Origin of the sequence: Arthrobacter sp. M4 (assembly GCF_020251205.1) — a bacterium.
Lineage (GTDB): Bacteria > Actinomycetota > Actinomycetes > Actinomycetales > Micrococcaceae > Arthrobacter.
On the sequence record NZ_JAIWYX010000004.1, the window covers coordinates 234148 to 252786 of the forward strand.

The following is an 18639-nucleotide window of genomic DNA, read 5'->3' on the forward strand; positions in this document are numbered from 1 at the left end:
ATCGTGTGGTGCATGAGGTCCAGAAAGACCCGGGTCCCTATCTATGGGACCCGGGTCTGACTAGCTTGGTTGCTTTACTTAAGGGTGTAACCGGAAACGTCGGCGATGATGTGGACCGTGGAATACGTTCCTGATTCGGTGTTGGCTATGGTGACCTTGCCGTCCGAGCCGATGGGCAGATATGCCAGGTTCGGCACGGTTTGGCCTGCTGCGTAATTTACGTTGGATGAATTTGGTTTGGCTGCGCCGGAAGCGTACCCGGTGAGGTATCCGAAGGAGTTGGACTGGGTCACCGTGAGGTTGACCCAAATGCCGGCCGCGTTGGCAGGGACTCCGTTGAGGCCAGCGGCTTGGAAAGAGACGGCACCGCCGGAAATGACCGGGCTTGTTGACCGCGTATCCAGGAACCTGGTGGGCGTGATCTTCCCGAAGGCACCGGAGTCCACCGGGTCGCCGGGCAGGAAGTAACCGGAGACGTCAGCTATGACCTGGGCGGTACCGGACGAGGTGTTCGAAATAGTGACCTTCCCGTCTGGTCCAACCGGCACGACGGCCAGGTTCGGCACCGTCTGGGCCGGGCCATAATTCACATTCGAAGCGTTGGGCTTCGCTGATCCGGACGCGTAGGCGGTGAGAAACCCGGCAGCTTTTGTCTCGGTGACGGTGAGGTTCACGACGACGGCAGAGGCGTTGGCCGGGATACCGTTCACTCCGCCGGCCTGGAAGGACACGTTACCGCCCGCTGCGACCGGTCCCGTGGAGCCGCGCGTGTCTAGGAACCGCGAAGGTGCCGTGGCAACGAACGCTCCTGGCGCCGTCGGCGTTCCGCCCTTGAAGTAGGCCGAGATATCGGCGATCACTTGTGCGCTGCCGGACGAGGTGTTGGAGATGGTCACCTTCCCATCAGGCCCGACGGGTACGACCGCCAGGTTCGGGACGGTCTGTCCGGGCCCGTAGTTGACGTTCGAGGCGTTGGGCTTTACCGATCCGGAGGCGTAGGCAGTAAGAAAGCCTGCTGCCTTCGTTTCGGTAACCGTCAGGTTCACCACCACTGCAGAGGCGTCGGATGGGATACCGTTCACGCCCGCAGCTTTGAAGGAGATGGATCCTCCGGCCGCGACCGGTCCCGACAACGAGCGCGTATCCAGGAAACGGGTAGGCGTGATCGGTACCGAACCACCCGGGATGCCGGGGGTCGGGGCCGGGGCATAGGAAAGAATCCCCACATCCTTGGTGGCGCCTGCCGTTGCTGAGACCAAAGCGGCCGTGGCTGAGTCTTTAGTGTTTCCCGAATAGAGGAATCCGATATCGGGAATGCGACCGTCGGCGTTGACCTTCAACTTGTATTGTCCTGTGGTCAAGCCACCAATGGTGAAGCGGCCGTCAGGTCCTGTGCGGGCGCTACGGGTGACGAGACTGCCGTCTTCGGTGTAAGCATGGACCGCGGCGTCTTGGAGCGGCTGGCCGTCGGGACCGTTCACTTGTCCGGAAAAGCTGCCGCCCAGAGTCAATTGAGAATCGGCAAGGTTGGTCGCCTGCCCAGCTGTCACGCTAACAGCGGCGCCGGAGGCGAGCCCTGCGGACTCGTGTTGCCCCTGGTAAAACTGCGCTTCCTCCAAGGCGTAACCACTGCCTCTGTTAAAGGCAACGCGGTAGGTGCCAGCCGCTAGTCCTGAGAGTTCAAACTGCCCGGTGGATCCACCATAAGGACCCGTGCTGGCAACTGCGAAGCCCTGGGAGTCCAGTACCTGTATTTCCGTGGAATAGCTCGGTTGCTGTCCTTCGAGGTTGAGGAGTTTTCCTTTGATCGATCCGCCAATTGACAGCGAAGCGCTAATGTTGCTTACGGTCTGGCCGCTTTGGACCGTCACCTTCGTGGCCTGTGACGGAGTTGATGAGTTGCTGTACCACTTCGCCGCAAAGGAGATTGGGGTTAAGTCACTGCTCGCACCGCTACCCGAGAACCGGACCCTGTAGTCTCCGGGCCATAGCGGGCCCGATGTATAAGTCCCATCACTGCCCAATGGTGGGCCGGAGTTATACCGAGCGTCCACGTTGTAATCTGCCGCATCGCTCCAGCGGGTTGTTGCGGCAAACAGCTGATAGGTGCTCGCCTGCGCAGGGGCTGTGACGCTGCCTTTGATGAATCCACCCAGCACGAGAGGTACCGTCACAGGCAGGTTGGTTTCCTGACCGAGAACAGGAAAAACTCGTTGGGCAGATGGAATATCAGGCACACCGGGATAGAAGGTGTGTGGGATTTTATCGCTGGAGAATGACACCGTGGTGCGTCCCTCGCTGACACCCAATACTCGAAAGGTTCCGTCTGCCTTTACCTTCGCGCCTTGGTTTCCGTATCCGACCGCGATGGAAACGTTGGTGGCGATTTCACCTGCGGGAATTGAGACTTTGCCCGAAACAATGGCGCCAACGGACATTGTGGTATTGGCGACGCTGGCTTGTCCTTCGGTCAGCGTTCCGTACGCATACTCCGGAAGAACGTTGATCTGGTTTTGTCCATCGAAGTTAACGTTGTAATTGCCCCCTGGCAGCCCTGTAAAGGAATATGTTCCGTTCGCTGCGGGACTGGTTTGAGCCTCAACACAATCCATGTAGCTTGGTGGGCACGCCCGCAGATGAACCAGAACCTTCGTAACGTCCTCACCTATGGGCACAGTTACCGTGCCGGAAAGTGATGCAGTATTCGCTGCTGAGGCAGGACCAGCCCCCAATGGGACTAATAGGGTTGCCAATAATAGGGAAAGGAAGGGCACAGGATACAGCACCCTTCGTTTAGGGACTCGCATTAAGGAAACCTCCGGTCGTTCTGATGCGCAAACGGCAGAGGTCAGGTGCCCCCCCACCTAAAATGAGAGCTTATAGTACAGTCGATGGACAAACGGAAGATGTTCGAATATTTCTTTCCCTTTTCTGCCATTGGACGCACTGTGTCCAATGGCGACATAATCCAATCCTGATGACCGTGCCGAGATAAGGTGACGTCCATGCCGTCATTCGAGGGGTTCAGTTCTGTTGCTTGGTAAATGGACAACGTCCCGCCTTCGACCAGACGCGTACGCCATCTTCCTTATAGTCTTTTCAGTTTGTGCATTCCAGCCGGGCGGTCTTTTCCGCTTCGCATGGATTAAGCTGACCATCGCATTGTTGGGTTGCGGAGCTGCGATTTGGGCCAAACGGCATGGGCGGCTTCCTACGGCCATGAAAGTGGCCCTGGGCATTTGCGGAATCGCTTTTGTCATCGCGTGTCTTGTTGGGCCGGATCCTTTTGTGTCCCTTGTTGGTCGCTGGCCCCGCTATGAAGGCCTGGTGGCGCTCGGGACGTACCTCGGCTGTATGTATACAGGAGCAAAACTCCTTCCGGGAAGTCCCGAAAACGCAGGCCTCCTGACGAAATGTGCCGCGGTAGCATCCCTTGCCCTTGCTTTAGTGGCTACCCTCGAATTCTTCGGTTTGCGCCCTCTTGGCGGGGGAGAATTCGACCGCCCCGGGGCACTTTTGGGTAATGCAACGGACCAAGGAATAGTTGGAGCACTCCTCTTTGCCACGCTGCTATTACCGGCTGTTCGTAAACGGAGCTGGCTGCTTGTATCCGGCGCCGCCGCAGCAGCTATAACGGTGGCCACGTCCGGATCTCGCGCGGCTTTTGTTGCGGGGTTCATGAGCCTGGTTATTCTCTTTGCCACGTCGTGGAAGTCCTGGTCCCAGGGGCAGCGTCGCGGCGTTGCCCTTTTCTCCTTGGCGGCCATCGCCGCAGTTGCGGTTGCATTAGTTGTGCCCGCCAGTCGTGCGAGACTCATGGCATCTTCCACGGTCGAGGGTCGATGGTTGTTGTGGACTGAGAGTCTGGCCCTTTTCCAAGACCACATTCTGACCGGTGTTGGCCCAAGTAGGTTCGTTGACCTACTTCCCGCCTATCACGACACAATTTGGGCCGCGCAGGTGGGAACGGATTACCCGCCTGATGCACCGCATATGTGGATACTCCAAGCGGCCACTATGGGGGGATTAATCACGCTGCTGCCGGTCATTGCCTGCGCGGTCGGAACCCTATTCTTTGGCATACGCAACCTGGTTACCGCCCAAAATCCACTGGAGCGGGAAAGCAAGCTGTCATACTTGGCGGCCGCGTGTTCCTACGGCGTTGCGCTGATGACGGCTTTCACGTCTCCAGGTAGCGGCCCCCTTGCGTTCTTCCTTGTTGGAGGGCTGGTGGGTCTCAGCCGAGTCCCTAGACCAGTCAAGCAAACCAACCCAAAGCTGCGTGCAGGGGCTCGCGCGGTAGGAGTGCGTGTAGCGCTGACGGCCGCAGTGGTGGTCGGTCTGGTCCAAGCGATCCCCGCAACCATCGCCGAGTGGCCAATGAAAGCTGGCAAGGACCTGGTGGCCCACGGACAGATCCCACGAGCGGACCAGCAGTTCCTGGCGGCGGCAGCCTTGAGACCTTGGGACGCGGATACAGCCATGCTTGCTGCGCAGGCTTTTGCAGCGGCGTCTTCTGAGGGCAACAGCAATGCTGGGAAATCTGCTGTGACGTGGGCTGAGAAAGCCCTAGCGATTTATCCGGGTTCTGTGGAGTCGAAGCTGGCGCTTGCCGTAGGACTAAACGCCACCGGGCAAGCCCAAAAAGCGCGGGACATCCTCAATGAAACCATTGCCTCAGCACCATACAACGCCGAACTGTACATGCAGCGGGCAGTTTCGCAGGCCATCCTCAAAGATCCCGAAAGGGCAGTGTCCGACGCCCGCCGAGCCACCGAACTCAATCCGCGCGATGCCGCCCCGTGGAATCTTCTCTCGTCGATCTACAACTGGACTGGAAACACCCAGGAAGCCCACGTTGCCAGAATGAACGCCGAGAACGCACGGAGTGGTCGGTAGCTCGGATCAGGGCTCGGGGACCTCGCGTGACTCGGAGTAGATCTGGCAGCAATTATGGAAGTCAAAAACTTAACCACATCTGCTCAAAGAGTGCATAGTGGGTCGACCACGCCGAAATTGCTGTTCTCCTAAACAATTTGGCCGTCTGCGACCGTGGCCGCTTGGCAGAAGCCGTGGCTCTCTACGCTGCTGAAGCCCTAGCCCCTTTCGAAAGGAACCTCGGCGCCGACCACCCTGACAAGCAAAGGTGCACCAACAATCGTCAGCGGTTCGAAGCCAGTGTCGATGCGGGAAAGCCCTATAGGGCCATTGCCCGCCAAAGCATGGAATGATGCACTCCTAGGCAGTTTGGCCACTAGTTTCCCGAGGTTTCTTTTCTGATGGTGTGGGCGGGCAGATCGCTCTCCAACATGTAGCCGGCACCGCGAACGGTCGCCAGCGTCTGCAGGCCGAACGGCGCGTCGATCTTTTTGCGAAGGTAGCCGATGTAGACCTCGACTACGTTGTCTCCGCCGTCGAAGGCTGAATCCCACACGTTGTCCAGGATGTCGCCCTTGGACACCACCTGACCTTGGTTTCGCATGAGGAAGTGAAGCAGTCCGAATTCGCGGGCAGTCAGGCTGATCGCGGTCTCGCCGCGCGTCACTCGTCGGCTTACTGGGTCAAGTCGGAGGGTTCCTGCTTCCAGCACCACGGGCCTGGCGGGCGCGCCCCGGCGGATCAGGGCATGGATGCGGGCCACCAGAATTAGGAAGCTGAACGGTTTGGTCAAGTAGTCGTCGGCGCCCAATTCGAAAGCGTCCGTCTGGTCGTATTCGCCGTCTTTGGCTGTGAGCATCAGCACGGGGGTCCAATTGTGGCGTTCACGCAGCTCACGCAGGACGTCGTAGCCGTTTTTCAGGGGCAGGTTGATGTCCAGGATGATGACGTCGTACGCGCTCTCCACCGCAGCCCAAAGCCCGGTGACATCGAGTTAATCAACACACTAGCGGTCACAACGGGGTGGTGGCCCAGTCTAGGCTCATTCCGAGCGGAAATGGGCCACGATATTGTCAAACGGACTTTCGTTACTTGCGATATTCAGGTAATTGGAGCGGCGTATGGGATAGGCGGAGCGGCACAGGCCCCTGGTCAAACTGCTTCGCCGGTGTTGCTCGATTATTGCGAATGGATGACGCGGTTTTGCGGGTGGCCGCATATGCACCGCCCAGCAGCAATCCGAATAGCGCGGCGGTAGGGAAGCCATTTGGCATCGGTGCAACCGTCGAAACAGCTAAGAATGCCAACAACACGGCTGTTATGGTCACTTGCCCTGCGTTGCGCGTTCTGAACGACGTAATGATGGGCAACGCCACTAGTACTAAAAAGCCCAGTAAGAGAACGCCGCCTCCTTTGAGCATGAGCCATAAGTAGTAGTTGTGGGCGTAGTATGGCGCAGTGGTTGCGGTAAAGTAGGTTGCTGGCCCGTACGGCGCCTTATAGGCAGCGCCGAAGCCGTGCCCCCAGATGGGAGATTCGCCGATCACTGGCTGTATCAGTTCGTTCTCCTGAACACGAAACTGAGCCGACCCGTCGTTGCTGATCCCTTCGGACGTTAGCCCTTCGATTACACGCTCGCTGAAGCCGTTGATCTGAGTCTGCAGCCAGTCGGCGTTGATCAAGACTAATGCGCCTCCCAAAACGGCGCTAACTAGCACAGCACCGAAGACTAGTCTTAACAGGGCTGAGATCCGCGAGCCTGCACTTCCTGATGCCAAGAAGGCCCAAAATAAAGCCACGGCCACGGCCACGAGGTTGTTGCGGCTAAACGACACAAACAAGATGGCGACTGCAGGCACCACCAACGTGAGGGCGTCCTTGCCCGACACCGCTTTCGTCACGAGTCCACTGAAGGCGGCGCAGGCAACGGCCAGCGCAAAGAACGTAGCCGGCGTTATCAACCTTTCAGCACCAACTGATGCTCCTTGAAGTGAGGCCACCTCGGAACGGCCCATTAGCTCAATAAACCCGAACGAAGCGCCAAGCGTCATCAACAGTGACGCCCACAAAATGAGTGCCGAGGTCTTGATCAGCCCTTTGATCTTGACGAAGCTCAGGATGCTTGCACCGGAAATGACCCCAAGAATCACATCTATAAGCGGGCGAATATCGATGATCATTGGCCCCAGGGGGTTCCCAACATAGGTTCCCAACAGGACAGCGCCTGCGCAGATCAGTACAAAAAACGCAAGCGGCCATGGCATGCGCGGTCCGTGGGGTTTCCTGATGAGACTTGCCGCCACACATCCCAGCAGAGCAGGCTCGAAAAGGAACAGGCCACCAAAAGGCGTGGAGATAACTGTTGGCACAATGGATGGCAAAGCCAAGAATCCCGTGATGAGGGCGAGATGGAACATCCAAGCGGGCCGATACCAGACGATTAGTATCCAAATCAAGACGACAACTAGCGCCGCCAGCAACCATGGCACGAATAATGCAGCCAATGTACTGCCAGCAGCGGCGGCAACTGCCAAAGTTGCCCACTTCAGATCGTCCCCAGCGAGTCCGTGCGAGCGGTCGAAGATCTTAGCCCCCAAAATGTTCACAGTGCTCATGATATGGCCCGACCGATATCGCCGCGGTGGCGGGCACCGGACGCCAGTTGCTGATAGGCCTCAAAGTATCTGAGACCGAATTCCCTCTGCCCGGCAGCACTAAAGTGAACCTTGTCATTTGCGGAGTTGTACAGCCCTGCCGGAGCCTCGACAAAGGCAGTCAACGACATTCGCCTTGGTGTGTCACGATGGGCAGCATCAATCTTCGGGTAGCCGACAATGCCTTCGGCTAGTCCTTCACTCATTCGGTCCGGACTCATCTGGCCAATGATAAACGGCACTTCTCCGAAGCGTGTCCGAAACCCGACGATTAGGTGGTCCAGCATGGCTGCATATTCGTCTAGTTCAAGGTGCCAGGTGTCGGCTTCCCCCTGATGCCACAAAACTCCACGCAGTCGATTCGCTGGATGCGTCGCCAAGGCTTTGGACAGCTGTCGGCACGCGAATTCGAACAAGTTTACCGCGCCAGACTTGTCATTTGGGTCCCAAGTGAAGCCGTTATGAGGGAAGAATCCGGTCTCCCCACGGGCGGTTGGAACAAGCAGGACGTGTTTACCGCTCGCTCCTGCCGCCCTATTGCCAAACTCGACACCGAATCCAACTCCAGTGGCCCGTGTAAAATGCCACAGCGGATGCGTTCCCTCGAGGATTTGACCGGCTTTCCTGCCACACCCTGCAAACTGGTGCACCATAGAGTCAGCACGATCTAAGTGTGGATCAAAATCGGTGACGCCAGCACCCAGAGCATTAGACTGACCAGCGATGAGATAAACGTCGTATCCATCATTGGAGGGCTTAGCCCGGCGGCCCCCAAGCGCGTTCATTAATCTGCCCACGGTTAGGATCGTAGCGCCCCAATGTAACGCCCAGGAGTCATGGGTGCACTGCATCGCATAAAGTTACGCTCCACACCTAGTTTGAATCAGCGGTTCCCGGCATCGCATTTTGATGGGATTAAGGCTGATTCCCATGTCACAAATCAAGTACGGCCCCGCCCGGGTTCTGGATGCACTCAGCCACGAACCGCAGGAACCCGGCTGCTGTCGCTCCATCACAAACGCGGTGGTCGAACGCAAGCGTCAATTCGGTCACCTTCCGAACTGCTAGCTGCCCATCAACAACCCACGGTTTGTCAATGATTCGGCCGAGGCCCAGGATGGCAACTTCGGGGTAATTGATAATGGCGGCTGATCCATCAACACCGAATACACCGTAATTGTTCAATGTGAAGGTGCCACTCCCGAGTTCCTCCGGTGTTGCCTTACCCTCCCGTGCAACGGTAGTCAGCCGGCGAATTTCGGCGTCAAGCCTTCGCGCGTTTAGTTTCTCGGCGTGTCGAATCGACGGAACCACCAGTCCGCGATCCGTCTGCGCGGCAATGCCAAGGTTGATTCCGTCAAACGCGACAATCTCCTGGGATCCATCGTCCGCCGACTCAATACGCGTATTTAGTTCGGGATAACGTCCCAATCCGGCGGTCACAAACCTTGCGATAAAGGAAAGCAGACTCGGGGTGTTATTCGGGTCCTGCTTCTTGAGGCCGGCTCGAAGGTCGATGAGAGCCGTGGCATCCGCGTCCACCCAGACCGTGGCTTCAGGGATCTCCCTTCTGCTACGGGCCATGGTTGCAGCGATGGCCTTCCGGACGCCTCGAACCGGCTCACGTGAGGTCACACCAAGGCCTGTGCGCGAATCGAAGGAACCAGGAACTGCAACCATCGCCACAGGCTGAGGAGCTTCACGGACTGCCGGCTCCGGAACGGTAGTGTGCGCGATGGCAGCCTCTACATCCCGCCGCATGATGAGACCGCTATCCCCCGTGCCCGCTATGTCCTCCAGCGAAACGCCGTGATCGCGGGCCATCTTTCGAACCAAGGGCGAAATCACTGCACTGAGCTTGCCAGGAATGCGAGTCCTGGAAACTGGGAAATCGAGCGTTGCCTCCGTCCCCGTTGCACCAGTCGCTGTGCTTCGCTTTGGGCGCGTTCTCCTGGCCTCTCCCCCTCCTGATGTCCCATAGCCGATGAGTACATTCCCAGAACCTGCACGCTCTTCAGTTCTATACGTGTCTGCTGCTGCCGCCTCAGAACCTTCAGTCGAGCCGGATTCAGCCGCCTTTTCCCCAACTTCTTCCTTCTCAACCTGCATTTCCTCGGAAGCATTTATCGCCGCAGAAACTGTAATAAGCGGCCTGCCGACGTCGATGGTTTCGCCCGGCTGGCCATGCAATTCGGTGACGATCCCCGCATATGGTGTGGGAACTTCCACCATGGATTTGGCTGTCTCCACTTCGGCAATGGGCTGGTCGACGTGAACCTCGTCCCCCACGGCAACCAGCCAATTGACCAATTCCGCTTCAGTTAGTCCCTCGCCCAAGTCCGGCAGCAGGAAAACTTGCGGCTTGCCCTGCGCAATTTCAGTCATTGTCAGTCCTCCCACTGCAGGTCGTCGACGGCGTCGAGGATGCGGTCGACGCTCGGAAGGTAGTAGTGCTCCAGCTTTGGTGCCGGGTAGGGAATGTCGAATCCGGTCACGCGCCGGACGGGCGCGGCGAGGTAATGGAAACAGCGCTCCTGGATTCGCGCCACAATCTCCGAGGATATGGACGCAAAGCCTGGAGCTTCGGCGATCACTACGGCCCGGCCGGTCTTTCGGACGGATGCAGTGATCGTTTCGTCATCGAGCGGAACGATGGAGCGAACGTCCACAACCTCCAGCGATCGACCCTCTTCTGCGGCCGCTGCCGCGGCTGCCATCGCCGTCGGAACGGACGGACCGTAAGTAATCAGCGTCGCGTCCGTCCCGGTGCGTGCGACGACGGCACGCCCTTCGGTGCGCTGCGCATGGGTGCCGCTTCCGCCGTCGCTTAGTCCATCGTGCTCCCGGCGCAGGGCTTCGAGGTCTACTTGGTCCTTGGACCAGTAAAGCTTCTTGGCCTCCATGAATACGACGGGATCGTCCGAATCAATGGCCTCCCGCAGCATCCGGTAGGCGTCGCTTACGGTTGCGGGAGTGAACACTTTCAACCCGGGCGTGTGTGCGTAATAGGACTCGGATGAGTCGCAGTGGTGCTCTACACCGCCGATTCCGCCGGCGTATGGGACGCGAATAACCAGCGGAAGCTTCAGGCGTCCGCGGGTCCGGTTGTGCATTTTGGCCACGTGGCTGATGATCTGCTGGAACGCCGGGTAAGCGAAGGCATCGAACTGCATCTCGATGACAGGCCTCATGCCATTCATCGCCATTCCAACTGCCATGCCAACAATCCCGGATTCAGCGAGTGGCGTATCGAAGCATCGCTGCTCGCCGAATGTGGCCATGAGCCCATCCGTGATGCGGAAAACGCCTCCCAGCTGACCGACGTCCTCGCCAAAGACCAATACTGTGGAGTCTGCCTGCATGGCGTCTGCCAATGCAGTGTTCAGCGCCTTTGCCATGGTGACAGGCTGTGGACCTGTTGCTTCGGCAACCGCAGCAGCCTTAGCTGCAGCTCTGGCTGTTGCCGCACTAACGTTGCCGTTCGCTTCGGAGCTGGTGGTGACTGTGGGGCTCATCGTGCAGTCTCCTCACGTGTAGTTGCTTCGCGTGACAACTCGTCGGCCAACAGGGCGGACTGTTCCCTTAACTGGGGTGTTGGTTCGCTGAACACGTTGCGGAAGAGTTCCTGGGGATCAACCGGGACGTCCTCGCCCAGGCCCTCGCGCAGCTGTTTGGCCACGGCTTCGGCGTGCTCTGCAATCCTTGCTTCCGCCTCTGCATCCAGAAGACCTCGGCCTTGGAGATAGGTCTTCAAACGGCTAATGGGATCCTTGGCCATCCATTCGGCCACTTCACTCTCCGCGCGGTAACGGGTGGCGTCGTCGGCATTTGTGTGCGCCTGCATGCGATAGGTATTCGCCTCGACGAGCAGAGGTCCTGAGCCTTCCCGGGCCAGCTTGACGGCGCGATCCAAAACGGCCAGCAGGGCTACGAGGTCGTTGCCGTCCACTCGTTCCCCGGCCATTCCATAACCAACGGCCTTGTGCGCAAGGGATGGCGCCACGGTTTGGTGGCTGAGCGGCACCGAGATGGCGTACTTGTTGTTCTGGATGAAGAAAATGACAGGCAGGTGGAAGACGGCGGCAAAGTTTAGCGCCTCGTGAAAATCGCCTTCACTCGTGGCGCCGTCACCGCACATAGCCAGGACAACTGTCTTTTCCCCGCGGAGCTTGGCGGCGTGGGCAACTCCCACGGCGTGCAATAACTGCGTTGTGAGCGGCGTGCACTGGATACCAACATTGTGTTCAAGCGGGTCGTAGCCACCGTGCCAGTCGCCCCTGAAAATCGTCATCGCTTCCACGGGGTCCACCCCGCGTGCCATAACGGCGACGGCGTCGCGGTAGGTCGGGAACAGCCAATCGCCTTCGGAGAGGCACAGTGCAGCGGCTACCTGGCAGGCTTCCTGCCCGTGGCTGGAGGGATAGACGGCCATACGGCCTTGGCGAACCAAGGCGGAGTTTTGGTCGTTCACACGCCGGCCCACCACCAACTGCTCAAAGGCAGCAACCAACTCTGCGTCACCGGGTAGCGGGTACTCGTGACCCGCCTCAGTGCCTTGCTCCTCCCGTGCTTTGAGCTGCCCCTCTGGGTCCACCATCTGAATCTGGCGGTGTGCCGGCAGCATGTAGGCCTCAAGGCTTATACCGAACTTGCGCCGAACCTCTGCCTCCTGGGCATCGGCCTGAACGGCGTTGAGGTCCGTATTTTCGGCTGCTGTGTGGTCTGCGGAGATCGTCATTGGTCCGTCCCTTCTGTAGCCACTATTCGCCTTCAGTATGGTCCTGAACCAAGTTTCGTATCCACAGTTGGCAGGAATCATGGAGATCCTGCCTGAAAGAGCCTAATCTGAAAGACAAAACGCATTTGTGACGGCCCTTACAGCGGTCGGCATAGACGATTTGAAAGTGGTTGTAACCTCGCTCGGGAAGGAAGATGCGAAACTGTGGCGGAATCTGAGATGGAGCCGACTGCTGTTCCCTTGGATGACGTGGACCGCAACATCATTGCGGAGCTGACGCGCGACGGGCGGATGTCCGTGACGCAGGTTGCCGAAAACGTCCATATCAGCCGCGCCCACGCCTACACGAGGATCTCGAGGCTCACTGGCGAGGGCGTCCTGACAAAGTTCACGGCTATTGTGGATCCGATCAAAGCAGGTTTGCGGTCTTCCGCGTACGTGACCCTTAAGGTCCAGCAACACTCGTGGCGGGAGCTCCGCGAACAGCTGCGGGCTATCCCCGAAGTCCACCACATCGCACTTGTGGGCGGCGACTTCGACGTGATTCTTCTAGTCCGGGCCGTAGACAACATTCACCTCAGGAAGGTGATCTTCGATCAACTTCAATCAATGCCAGGCGTCGTGGATACGCAAACGTTCCTGGTGTTTGAAGACTTGGATACTCGCTAATCCGCATTAATCCGACATCTCAACGTAAATTTCTGACGACGAGGAAATAACTCGACGTTTACGCCAAGGAAATGATCACCTGCCTACGATCGAGGCATGGGAACGAAACAGCAGCAGGCATTTTGCGATACATGCCGTGCAACGACCAACCACATTACGTCCTATGGGCATTCGGCCATAGGAGTACTCGTTGCCAGCGTCCGGTGCTCCGAGCATTCAGACCGCACGAAGTGAATCCAATTAGTCGGCGCAGTCGGTGACGACATCGCAACAATGAAGGAGCCAACTTCCCGCGACGAACTGGCCCCGAAAACGGGACTGAGAATTCAGATCAAACTTTCTGGGAGCAGCTCTTTGCGGAACGGCCTCATACACCTTGACGCGGAAACTGGCGCTAACTCACGAAACGCACGACTCCGTCAAGACGGGAGCTAAGATTTCACTCCCCGATGCGATGATGAAAATCGCCTTGCGGCATGTGCACCTGACCGACGCATCAAAGCGACAACCACGGAACGTCACACCCTGTCTCGGGACTCATAGCCCTGAGATCATGCCAAAGCCCGTAATCGCGTTCATTTAGTTGGATTTCGTGGCCGCAGCCCGCGGCGTCGACTCTGGCCCTGGCCCTCGAAGATGAGTGGATTTAACGCCCCATAACAGTCATTAGAAGCGACTTCGTCATTGGCTGGTTTCATACGAGACTGCCATTGGTTGCGGCGTTCTGTCAGCGGTCACGACAATATGGGCGTAGTCAGCCTCTATCTTCAGGTGTAACGCCCCGCACAAATTCATACAGCCACCCTTGGCCCTAGGTACATGACCACTAAACTTCAGCAAAGTCGTAACACGATTTGCTGCCAGCCGTAGACTGATGTCTACCTCCACTCGGAGATGCTGGCACACGATTATCTGTTCAACGAAAAAAGGCCCTGAGAACGCGGTGGATCGAAGAATCTTGGTGCGCTATTAGCGATTTCAGGACGATCTTCGACATGTACGTCACGGCCATACAGTTCCTGAGAGGCTATCGAAGACGTACCGCCCGACCTGATGGTGTTAGTAGTTTTGGCGTGACTGAAGTCGCCTTGAAAAGCGGTTCTTCTACTAACTTAGACGTGCCCCACGTTCCGCGGAAGCCTATCTATCCGAGTCGGATGACTACGCTCCGTAACACAATTCTTGCCCGGTAGAATGTACTTGACGGGTCCGGTAATAAGAGCCGAGCATGACCGGCGTCAAGACTGCCGTTACAGAAATCGACATAAGGGGAACCGGTTTGGATTTACGCGACTATTTGCGGGTCTTGCGTCGCAATTGGCTGGTGATCGTCGCTGCAGCCTTGACGGGCACGCTACTCGGCGGAGCTGCGACGTTACTCACGCGACCGACATATACAGCTGAGACGCAGCTGTTCGTTGCAATTCAAAACTCGGGTTCTGTTCTCGAACTTCAGCAGGGCAATACTTTTAGTCAGGCAAGAGTTCAGTCCTACGTTAAGACAGTCGGCTCACCCGCCGTACTACAGCCGGTCATAGACTCTCTGGGCTTATCGACCACAGCCGACGAGCTTGCCCAACGAGTTAAGGCTAGCTCGGACATGAATACAGTGCTCATCAATATCGCCGTCTCGGACGGGTCACCCGTACAAGCCGCAGCCATAGCCCAAGGAGTAGCGGACAGCCTCGTCAAGGCCGTTGACTCACTTGAAAGACCTAAAAATGGCGGATCTTCACCTGTTGGTCTATCGATCATTAAGCCAGCAAAAGCGCCGACGCAGCCTTCAGCGCCTAACACGAGGCTGAACTTGATCGCAGGTTTCGTTATTGGGCTCATTCTGGGAATCGGAGCTTCAGTGTTGCGGACCACGCTAGATAGTCGCATCAGGGGTGAGGCCGACCTGCGCCACGTGACCAAAGCACCCCTACTCGGGGGGATTGCGTTTGATGGTGAAGTAACAAAGAAGCCCTTGCTTACTCAGTCGGCGCCCCAAAGTCCGCGAGCCGAAGCATTCCGGCAACTGCGAACCAACCTTCAGTTCGCGAATGTTTCAGGTCGAGCGAAAAGCGTCCTTGTGACCTCTTCTTTGCCTGGTGAAGGTAAAAGTACTACGGCGACCAATCTGGCTATTGCCCTAGCCCAGGCCGGACAGACCGTTTGCCTCGTGGACGCCGACCTTCGACGCCCGAAGATCAACGAGTATTTAGGCTTAGATCGCAATGCGGGTCTAACTACCGCTCTCCTAGGGATCGCTGATGCTGGCGAGCTGTTACAGCAGTGGGGTGAAGACAATCTGTTCGTTCTTACGTCAGGGCAAGTTCCGCCAAATCCAAGCGAACTACTCGGTTCCACTGAGATGGAACAGCTCATCACTCAGTTGGAGCTGTCGTTTGACACTGTAATCGTTGACGCTCCCCCATTGTTGCCTGTGACCGACGCTGCAGTGCTGTCTCAGCATGTCGGAGGTGTTCTGGTCGTCGTTGGCTCACACAAAATTCGCCAACAAGACCTTGCCAAGGCTCTTGGCTCGCTTGAAATGGTGGATTCAACAGTTCTTGGCATCGTACTTAATCGGCTGCCCGTCAAGGGTCCCGATGCTTACTCCTACACCTACTACAGTAATGACGCGCAGGTGGAACAGCGCAACGAGGAGGGTCCAGGCAAGCGCAAAGGACGGTCGAACCGTTCACCCCGTCGGCTCGAGGATTTGCCATCACAAGAGCGTCCGGCACGCATATTCCCGGCCGGACGGCGCTAGCAATCATCAGGGTCCAGATGCACTGATTTCCATGTCGAACTAGCGCGTCATTCAGGAGAATTGTGCCAAACATGAGGCAGTCCACCGTCGGCAAGATCTTTGCGATGCACTATCTGCGGGTTCCGTTCCGACAACGTGTACTGAATAAAGTCGTCTCGCTGGAAGGCGGAGACATGTACTCAGCAACGCTGCGAGAGATACTGGAGAAGTACCATGGCATAAAAGTTGGAGACTTCAGCTACGGCTCGCTCCTTAACCTTGGTTACTGCGATCCACAAACTGTCATTGGTGACTACGTTTCAATCGGTCCAAATGTCAGGCGATTCGGAGCATCCCATCCCCTCGGATTCCCCGCTTTGCACCCACTTTTCTACAACCCAGGCCTTGGCCTTGTGGCAGCACATCAAGACGTAGAGCGAAGCCAATGTTGGATTGGTCATGACTCGTGGATTGGCGCCAATGTCACCATTCTGCCCGGCTGCACCCGAATCGGTATTGGTGCGGTCATAGGTGCCGGAAGTGTCGTAACTCGTGATGTACCCGATTTCGCAGTTGTAGCCGGCAACCCGGCGAAAGTGCTGAAGATCAGATTTACCGATGAGAAACAAGCTGAGATTCTTGCAAGCGAGTTTTGGACTTTGAACCCGTCTGACGCATTTCGAACTGTTACCTTAATCGGGTCCCGAATGGAGAAAAGTGACCATGAAAACTGAGTCAGTGGCCGCAATAGTTGTTCACTACGAGAGTCCGTCAACCCTGGAGAACACTCTCGCCAGTTTGGCGCTTCATATAGACAAGAACAAGATTGTTGTAGTCGACAACTCGTCAACCTTGGAACGCAGCCAAATCGATGCTGACATAACCATCCTGGATGACGGGACAAATCGAGGGTACGCTGGCGGGGTCAATCGCGGATTCAGACATGTTCAAGAATACATGCCTGAGGTCACAGAAATCCTCGTGTGCACACATGAGGCGATTTTCCGCAGCGGTTCTGTTGCCGGGTTGATGAACACGGCTGCCCTCCATCCCGATGGGCATGTCGTGGGACCAAAACTAGTCAGTCAGAATGCGGAAGGTAATGAAGTCGTTTGGTCAAACGGGGGCAAGCTGGCACTTCCCTTCTATTACCCCACCCACAACACGCGCCCAGGGGCGTCCGGCACTAAGCGCGCCGATTGGATTGACGGTGCTGCGTTCTTGATCGACGCCAAATCGCTTGCACGTCTTGGGGGCATCCCTGAAGAATTCTTCATGTACATGGAAGACGTTGCTCTCGGAGTCAAGTGCGCGAGCGCTGGCATCCCCGTTGTAGTTAATTTGGATACAGAGGTCGAGCAAACGGCTAATGGGCCTAAACGGAGCTTGGCCATACGAAACCGCACCTTGCTAGCCCTTCGTTACTTCAACTTCTGGAAACGGATGATTGTTCTGATCGAAGTCTCAGCGAGGCAATTGTTGATGTCCGCCTATCCCTCGCAGAATTTCAGAGCGAAGGCCGTAGAAAGTCGGAAAGCAATTCTTGAAGCGAGGCGAATTGCCGCTTCATTACCTCCCATTGGTTCAGGTCAAGCTACTACTGGGAAACTGTAACCGTTCACTATTAAGGGCTTTGAACAGAATTGTCTGTCTCTCTTGAGTGAAACGGGGAAATCTGCGAATCAATAGTACGACCGTTCACAGTGGGCGGATGGCTGATCAGCAAGCCCTACCATAGAGTTCCCGCCAGGACGATGGTGAAAACCGGAACAACTTTCCGCCAACCAGCAGGAAAGTGTAGAAAGCGCCCACAACTGTGAATGCAACACCGAGGAATGAAACAGCAATAGCAGCACTAGTGAAGAGTCCAACGACTGCGCACGCCACGGCTATCGCCATGAGGACAATCGGAAACCATGCGTCACCAGTTGGCGAAACTGCAAAGTGCTGAAGAACTGGCGCCATACCCGCAAGTCCCACAGTTACGGAAGCGGCTGGAACCAGTAATTCCAGCGCCGGCCGAAATGCTTCCCCGAAGAGTATTGGAATCAGCAGGACAGCGGCGACGGTGGCCGAGGCTACAAGGGGCACACTAATGCACAGCGACACCTGCCAAGATAGCCAAGTTCTGTCGCGAAGCTTCATCTTCGGTGATCGTGCGTACGACGTCTGAATAAGCGTTAGATAGATTTGATAGGCCGTTTGAGGTATGAGTGCCACGACCGAATAGTAGCCGACCGTTTGCACTGTCGCCTGTGTAATGAAGATCAGGCTATCTGCCCGAACTAGTCCGGCCTCTAGGACTTGGGATCTCCACGCCCGCCAAGCTCTGCGGACCAAGACCCTGACCCTCTCAGCGTCGAACGGCGACTCTGGCGTGTTGCGTAGAAGCCTGCGCCTTGGAACCACAATCAAAAACATTTGCAAAAGCAATGAACCCGCGTTGAGGCCAACAACCACCGAAAGCTGAAGTACGTTTCCGAGGAATGCAGCGACAATCCCCACGCATAAGAAGAGGGATGCAGTAAGATTCGCCGCACCAAATTGCTTTGTGTGTCCAGCTACGATCAAAATGTTGGCGTCGATTGATTTGCTGGCGCTCATTCCGGCCAATGATAAAAAGATAACCGTCGCGATCCCCTCTGCCGGATCGAGTCGAAGGTAGCTGGTCAGCCCAACGCCCAGCACGGCCGCCACGGCCGAGGAGTAGATGAGAAGCCGCCTACCGCGCCTACTCCAGCCGTGAGCCTGTCCAAGATCTTTTGCAACATCTTGACGGGCCAGCAGGCCCAGCCCGAAGGCGCCGACCAAGCCGATGAACACCGAAGAGATCATCAGGATCGCCAGTTCACCCCTCGCCTGGGGGCCCAAAGCACGGGCGGTCAGGGGTGCAGTAACCAGGCCGGCTATTAGTGGCGCAATATTGCCGGCGAGGTGAAGAAGGATTCTCATCCTATGGCTTC

Annotated in this window: 12 protein-coding genes and 1 pseudogene; 5 read left to right on the forward strand and 8 right to left on the reverse strand. The window is 57.1% G+C overall.

Translation table 11 applies throughout. The features are described from left to right. Positions 1-74: 74 nt before the first annotated feature. Positions 75-2612 (reverse strand): carboxypeptidase-like regulatory domain-containing protein, encoded by a 2538-nt coding sequence (locus LD110_RS09535; RefSeq protein ID WP_225498562.1) that lies wholly within the window; start codon positions 2610-2612, stop codon positions 75-77. A gap of 835 nt (positions 2613-3447) precedes the next feature. Between LD110_RS09535 and LD110_RS09540 the strand changes: the two genes are divergently transcribed. Continuing rightward, positions 3448-4899, forward strand: a complete 1452-nt coding sequence (locus LD110_RS09540) for an O-antigen ligase family protein (RefSeq protein ID WP_225498563.1) — start codon at positions 3448-3450, stop codon at positions 4897-4899. Positions 4900-5254: 355 nt separating this feature from the next. Here the strand turns inward: LD110_RS09540 and LD110_RS09545 are convergent. The 6 genes and pseudogenes from LD110_RS09545 to pdhA form a co-directional block, all read right to left on the reverse strand. Continuing rightward, a pseudogene (locus LD110_RS09545) lies at positions 5255-5860 on the reverse strand (response regulator transcription factor); the annotation flags it as partial. A gap of 106 nt (positions 5861-5966) precedes the next feature. Next, positions 5967-7493: an O-antigen ligase family protein gene (locus LD110_RS09550; protein WP_225498564.1), complete on the reverse strand. Its 1527-nt coding sequence runs from the start codon at positions 7491-7493 to the stop codon at positions 5967-5969. After that, complete coding sequence (locus LD110_RS09555; RefSeq protein ID WP_225498565.1) at positions 7490-8329, reverse strand: sialate O-acetylesterase; 840 nt, start codon at positions 8327-8329, stop codon at positions 7490-7492. Before LD110_RS09555 ends, LD110_RS09550 begins: the two co-directional genes overlap by 4 nt. Before the next feature lie 136 nt (positions 8330-8465). Continuing rightward, positions 8466-9917: a dihydrolipoamide acetyltransferase family protein gene (locus LD110_RS09560; protein WP_225498566.1), complete on the reverse strand. Its 1452-nt coding sequence runs from the start codon at positions 9915-9917 to the stop codon at positions 8466-8468. A 2-nt stretch (positions 9918-9919) separates the two neighbouring features. Further along, positions 9920-11047, reverse strand: coding sequence for an alpha-ketoacid dehydrogenase subunit beta (locus tag LD110_RS09565; protein ID WP_225498567.1), 1128 nt, complete (start codon positions 11045-11047; stop codon positions 9920-9922). Beyond that, positions 11044-12270: a pyruvate dehydrogenase (acetyl-transferring) E1 component subunit alpha gene (pdhA, locus tag LD110_RS09570; RefSeq protein ID WP_225498568.1), complete on the reverse strand. Its 1227-nt coding sequence runs from the start codon at positions 12268-12270 to the stop codon at positions 11044-11046. Before pdhA ends, LD110_RS09565 begins: the two co-directional genes overlap by 4 nt. Before the next feature lie 204 nt (positions 12271-12474). Here pdhA and LD110_RS09575 point away from each other — a divergent pair, with 204 nt between their 5' ends. The 4 genes from LD110_RS09575 to LD110_RS09590 all read left to right on the forward strand — a co-directional run bounded on the left by LD110_RS09575 (position 12475) and on the right by LD110_RS09590 (position 17290). After that, complete coding sequence (locus LD110_RS09575) at positions 12475-12939, forward strand: Lrp/AsnC family transcriptional regulator (RefSeq protein WP_225498569.1); 465 nt, start codon at positions 12475-12477, stop codon at positions 12937-12939. A gap of 1228 nt (positions 12940-14167) precedes the next feature. Then, entirely contained in the window at positions 14168-15697 is a 1530-nt protein-coding gene (locus tag LD110_RS09580) for a polysaccharide biosynthesis tyrosine autokinase (RefSeq protein WP_225498570.1), read from the forward strand. A 71-nt stretch (positions 15698-15768) separates the two neighbouring features. After that, positions 15769-16410 carry a CatB-related O-acetyltransferase gene (locus LD110_RS09585; protein ID WP_225498571.1) on the forward strand — a complete coding sequence of 214 codons (642 nt, stop codon included), beginning with the start codon at positions 15769-15771 and terminating at the stop codon, positions 16408-16410. Further along, complete coding sequence (locus LD110_RS09590; protein WP_225498572.1) at positions 16400-17290, forward strand: glycosyltransferase family 2 protein; 891 nt, start codon at positions 16400-16402, stop codon at positions 17288-17290. Before LD110_RS09585 ends, LD110_RS09590 begins: the two co-directional genes overlap by 11 nt. A gap of 105 nt (positions 17291-17395) precedes the next feature. Here the strand turns inward: LD110_RS09590 and LD110_RS09595 are convergent, their stop codons facing one another. Further along, entirely contained in the window at positions 17396-18628 is a 1233-nt protein-coding gene (locus LD110_RS09595) for an oligosaccharide flippase family protein (protein ID WP_225498573.1), read from the reverse strand. Positions 18629-18639 lie beyond the last annotated feature (11 nt).

What these genes read in the sequence shown, in the direction of transcription:
- LD110_RS09560 (WP_225498566.1), bottom strand. Translation starts at nt 9,917, where the DNA reads ATGACTGAAATTGCGCAGGGCAAGCCGCAAGTTTTCCTGCTGCCGGAC.
- LD110_RS09595 (WP_225498573.1), bottom strand. Translation starts at nt 18,628, where the DNA reads ATGAGAATCCTTCTTCACCTCGCCGGCAATATTGCGCCACTAATAGCC.
- LD110_RS09550 (WP_225498564.1), bottom strand. Translation starts at nt 7,493, where the DNA reads ATGAGCACTGTGAACATTTTGGGGGCTAAGATCTTCGACCGCTCGCAC.
- LD110_RS09580 (WP_225498570.1), top strand. Translation starts at nt 14,168, where the DNA reads ATGACCGGCGTCAAGACTGCCGTTACAGAAATCGACATAAGGGGAACC.
- LD110_RS09585 (WP_225498571.1), top strand. Translation starts at nt 15,769, where the DNA reads ATGAGGCAGTCCACCGTCGGCAAGATCTTTGCGATGCACTATCTGCGG.
- LD110_RS09565 (WP_225498567.1), bottom strand. Translation starts at nt 11,047, where the DNA reads ATGAGCCCCACAGTCACCACCAGCTCCGAAGCGAACGGCAACGTTAGT.
- LD110_RS09535 (WP_225498562.1), bottom strand. Translation starts at nt 2,612, where the DNA reads ATGGATTGTGTTGAGGCTCAAACCAGTCCCGCAGCGAACGGAACATAT.
- LD110_RS09590 (WP_225498572.1), top strand. Translation starts at nt 16,400, where the DNA reads ATGAAAACTGAGTCAGTGGCCGCAATAGTTGTTCACTACGAGAGTCCG.
- pdhA (WP_225498568.1), bottom strand. Translation starts at nt 12,270, where the DNA reads ATGACGATCTCCGCAGACCACACAGCAGCCGAAAATACGGACCTCAAC.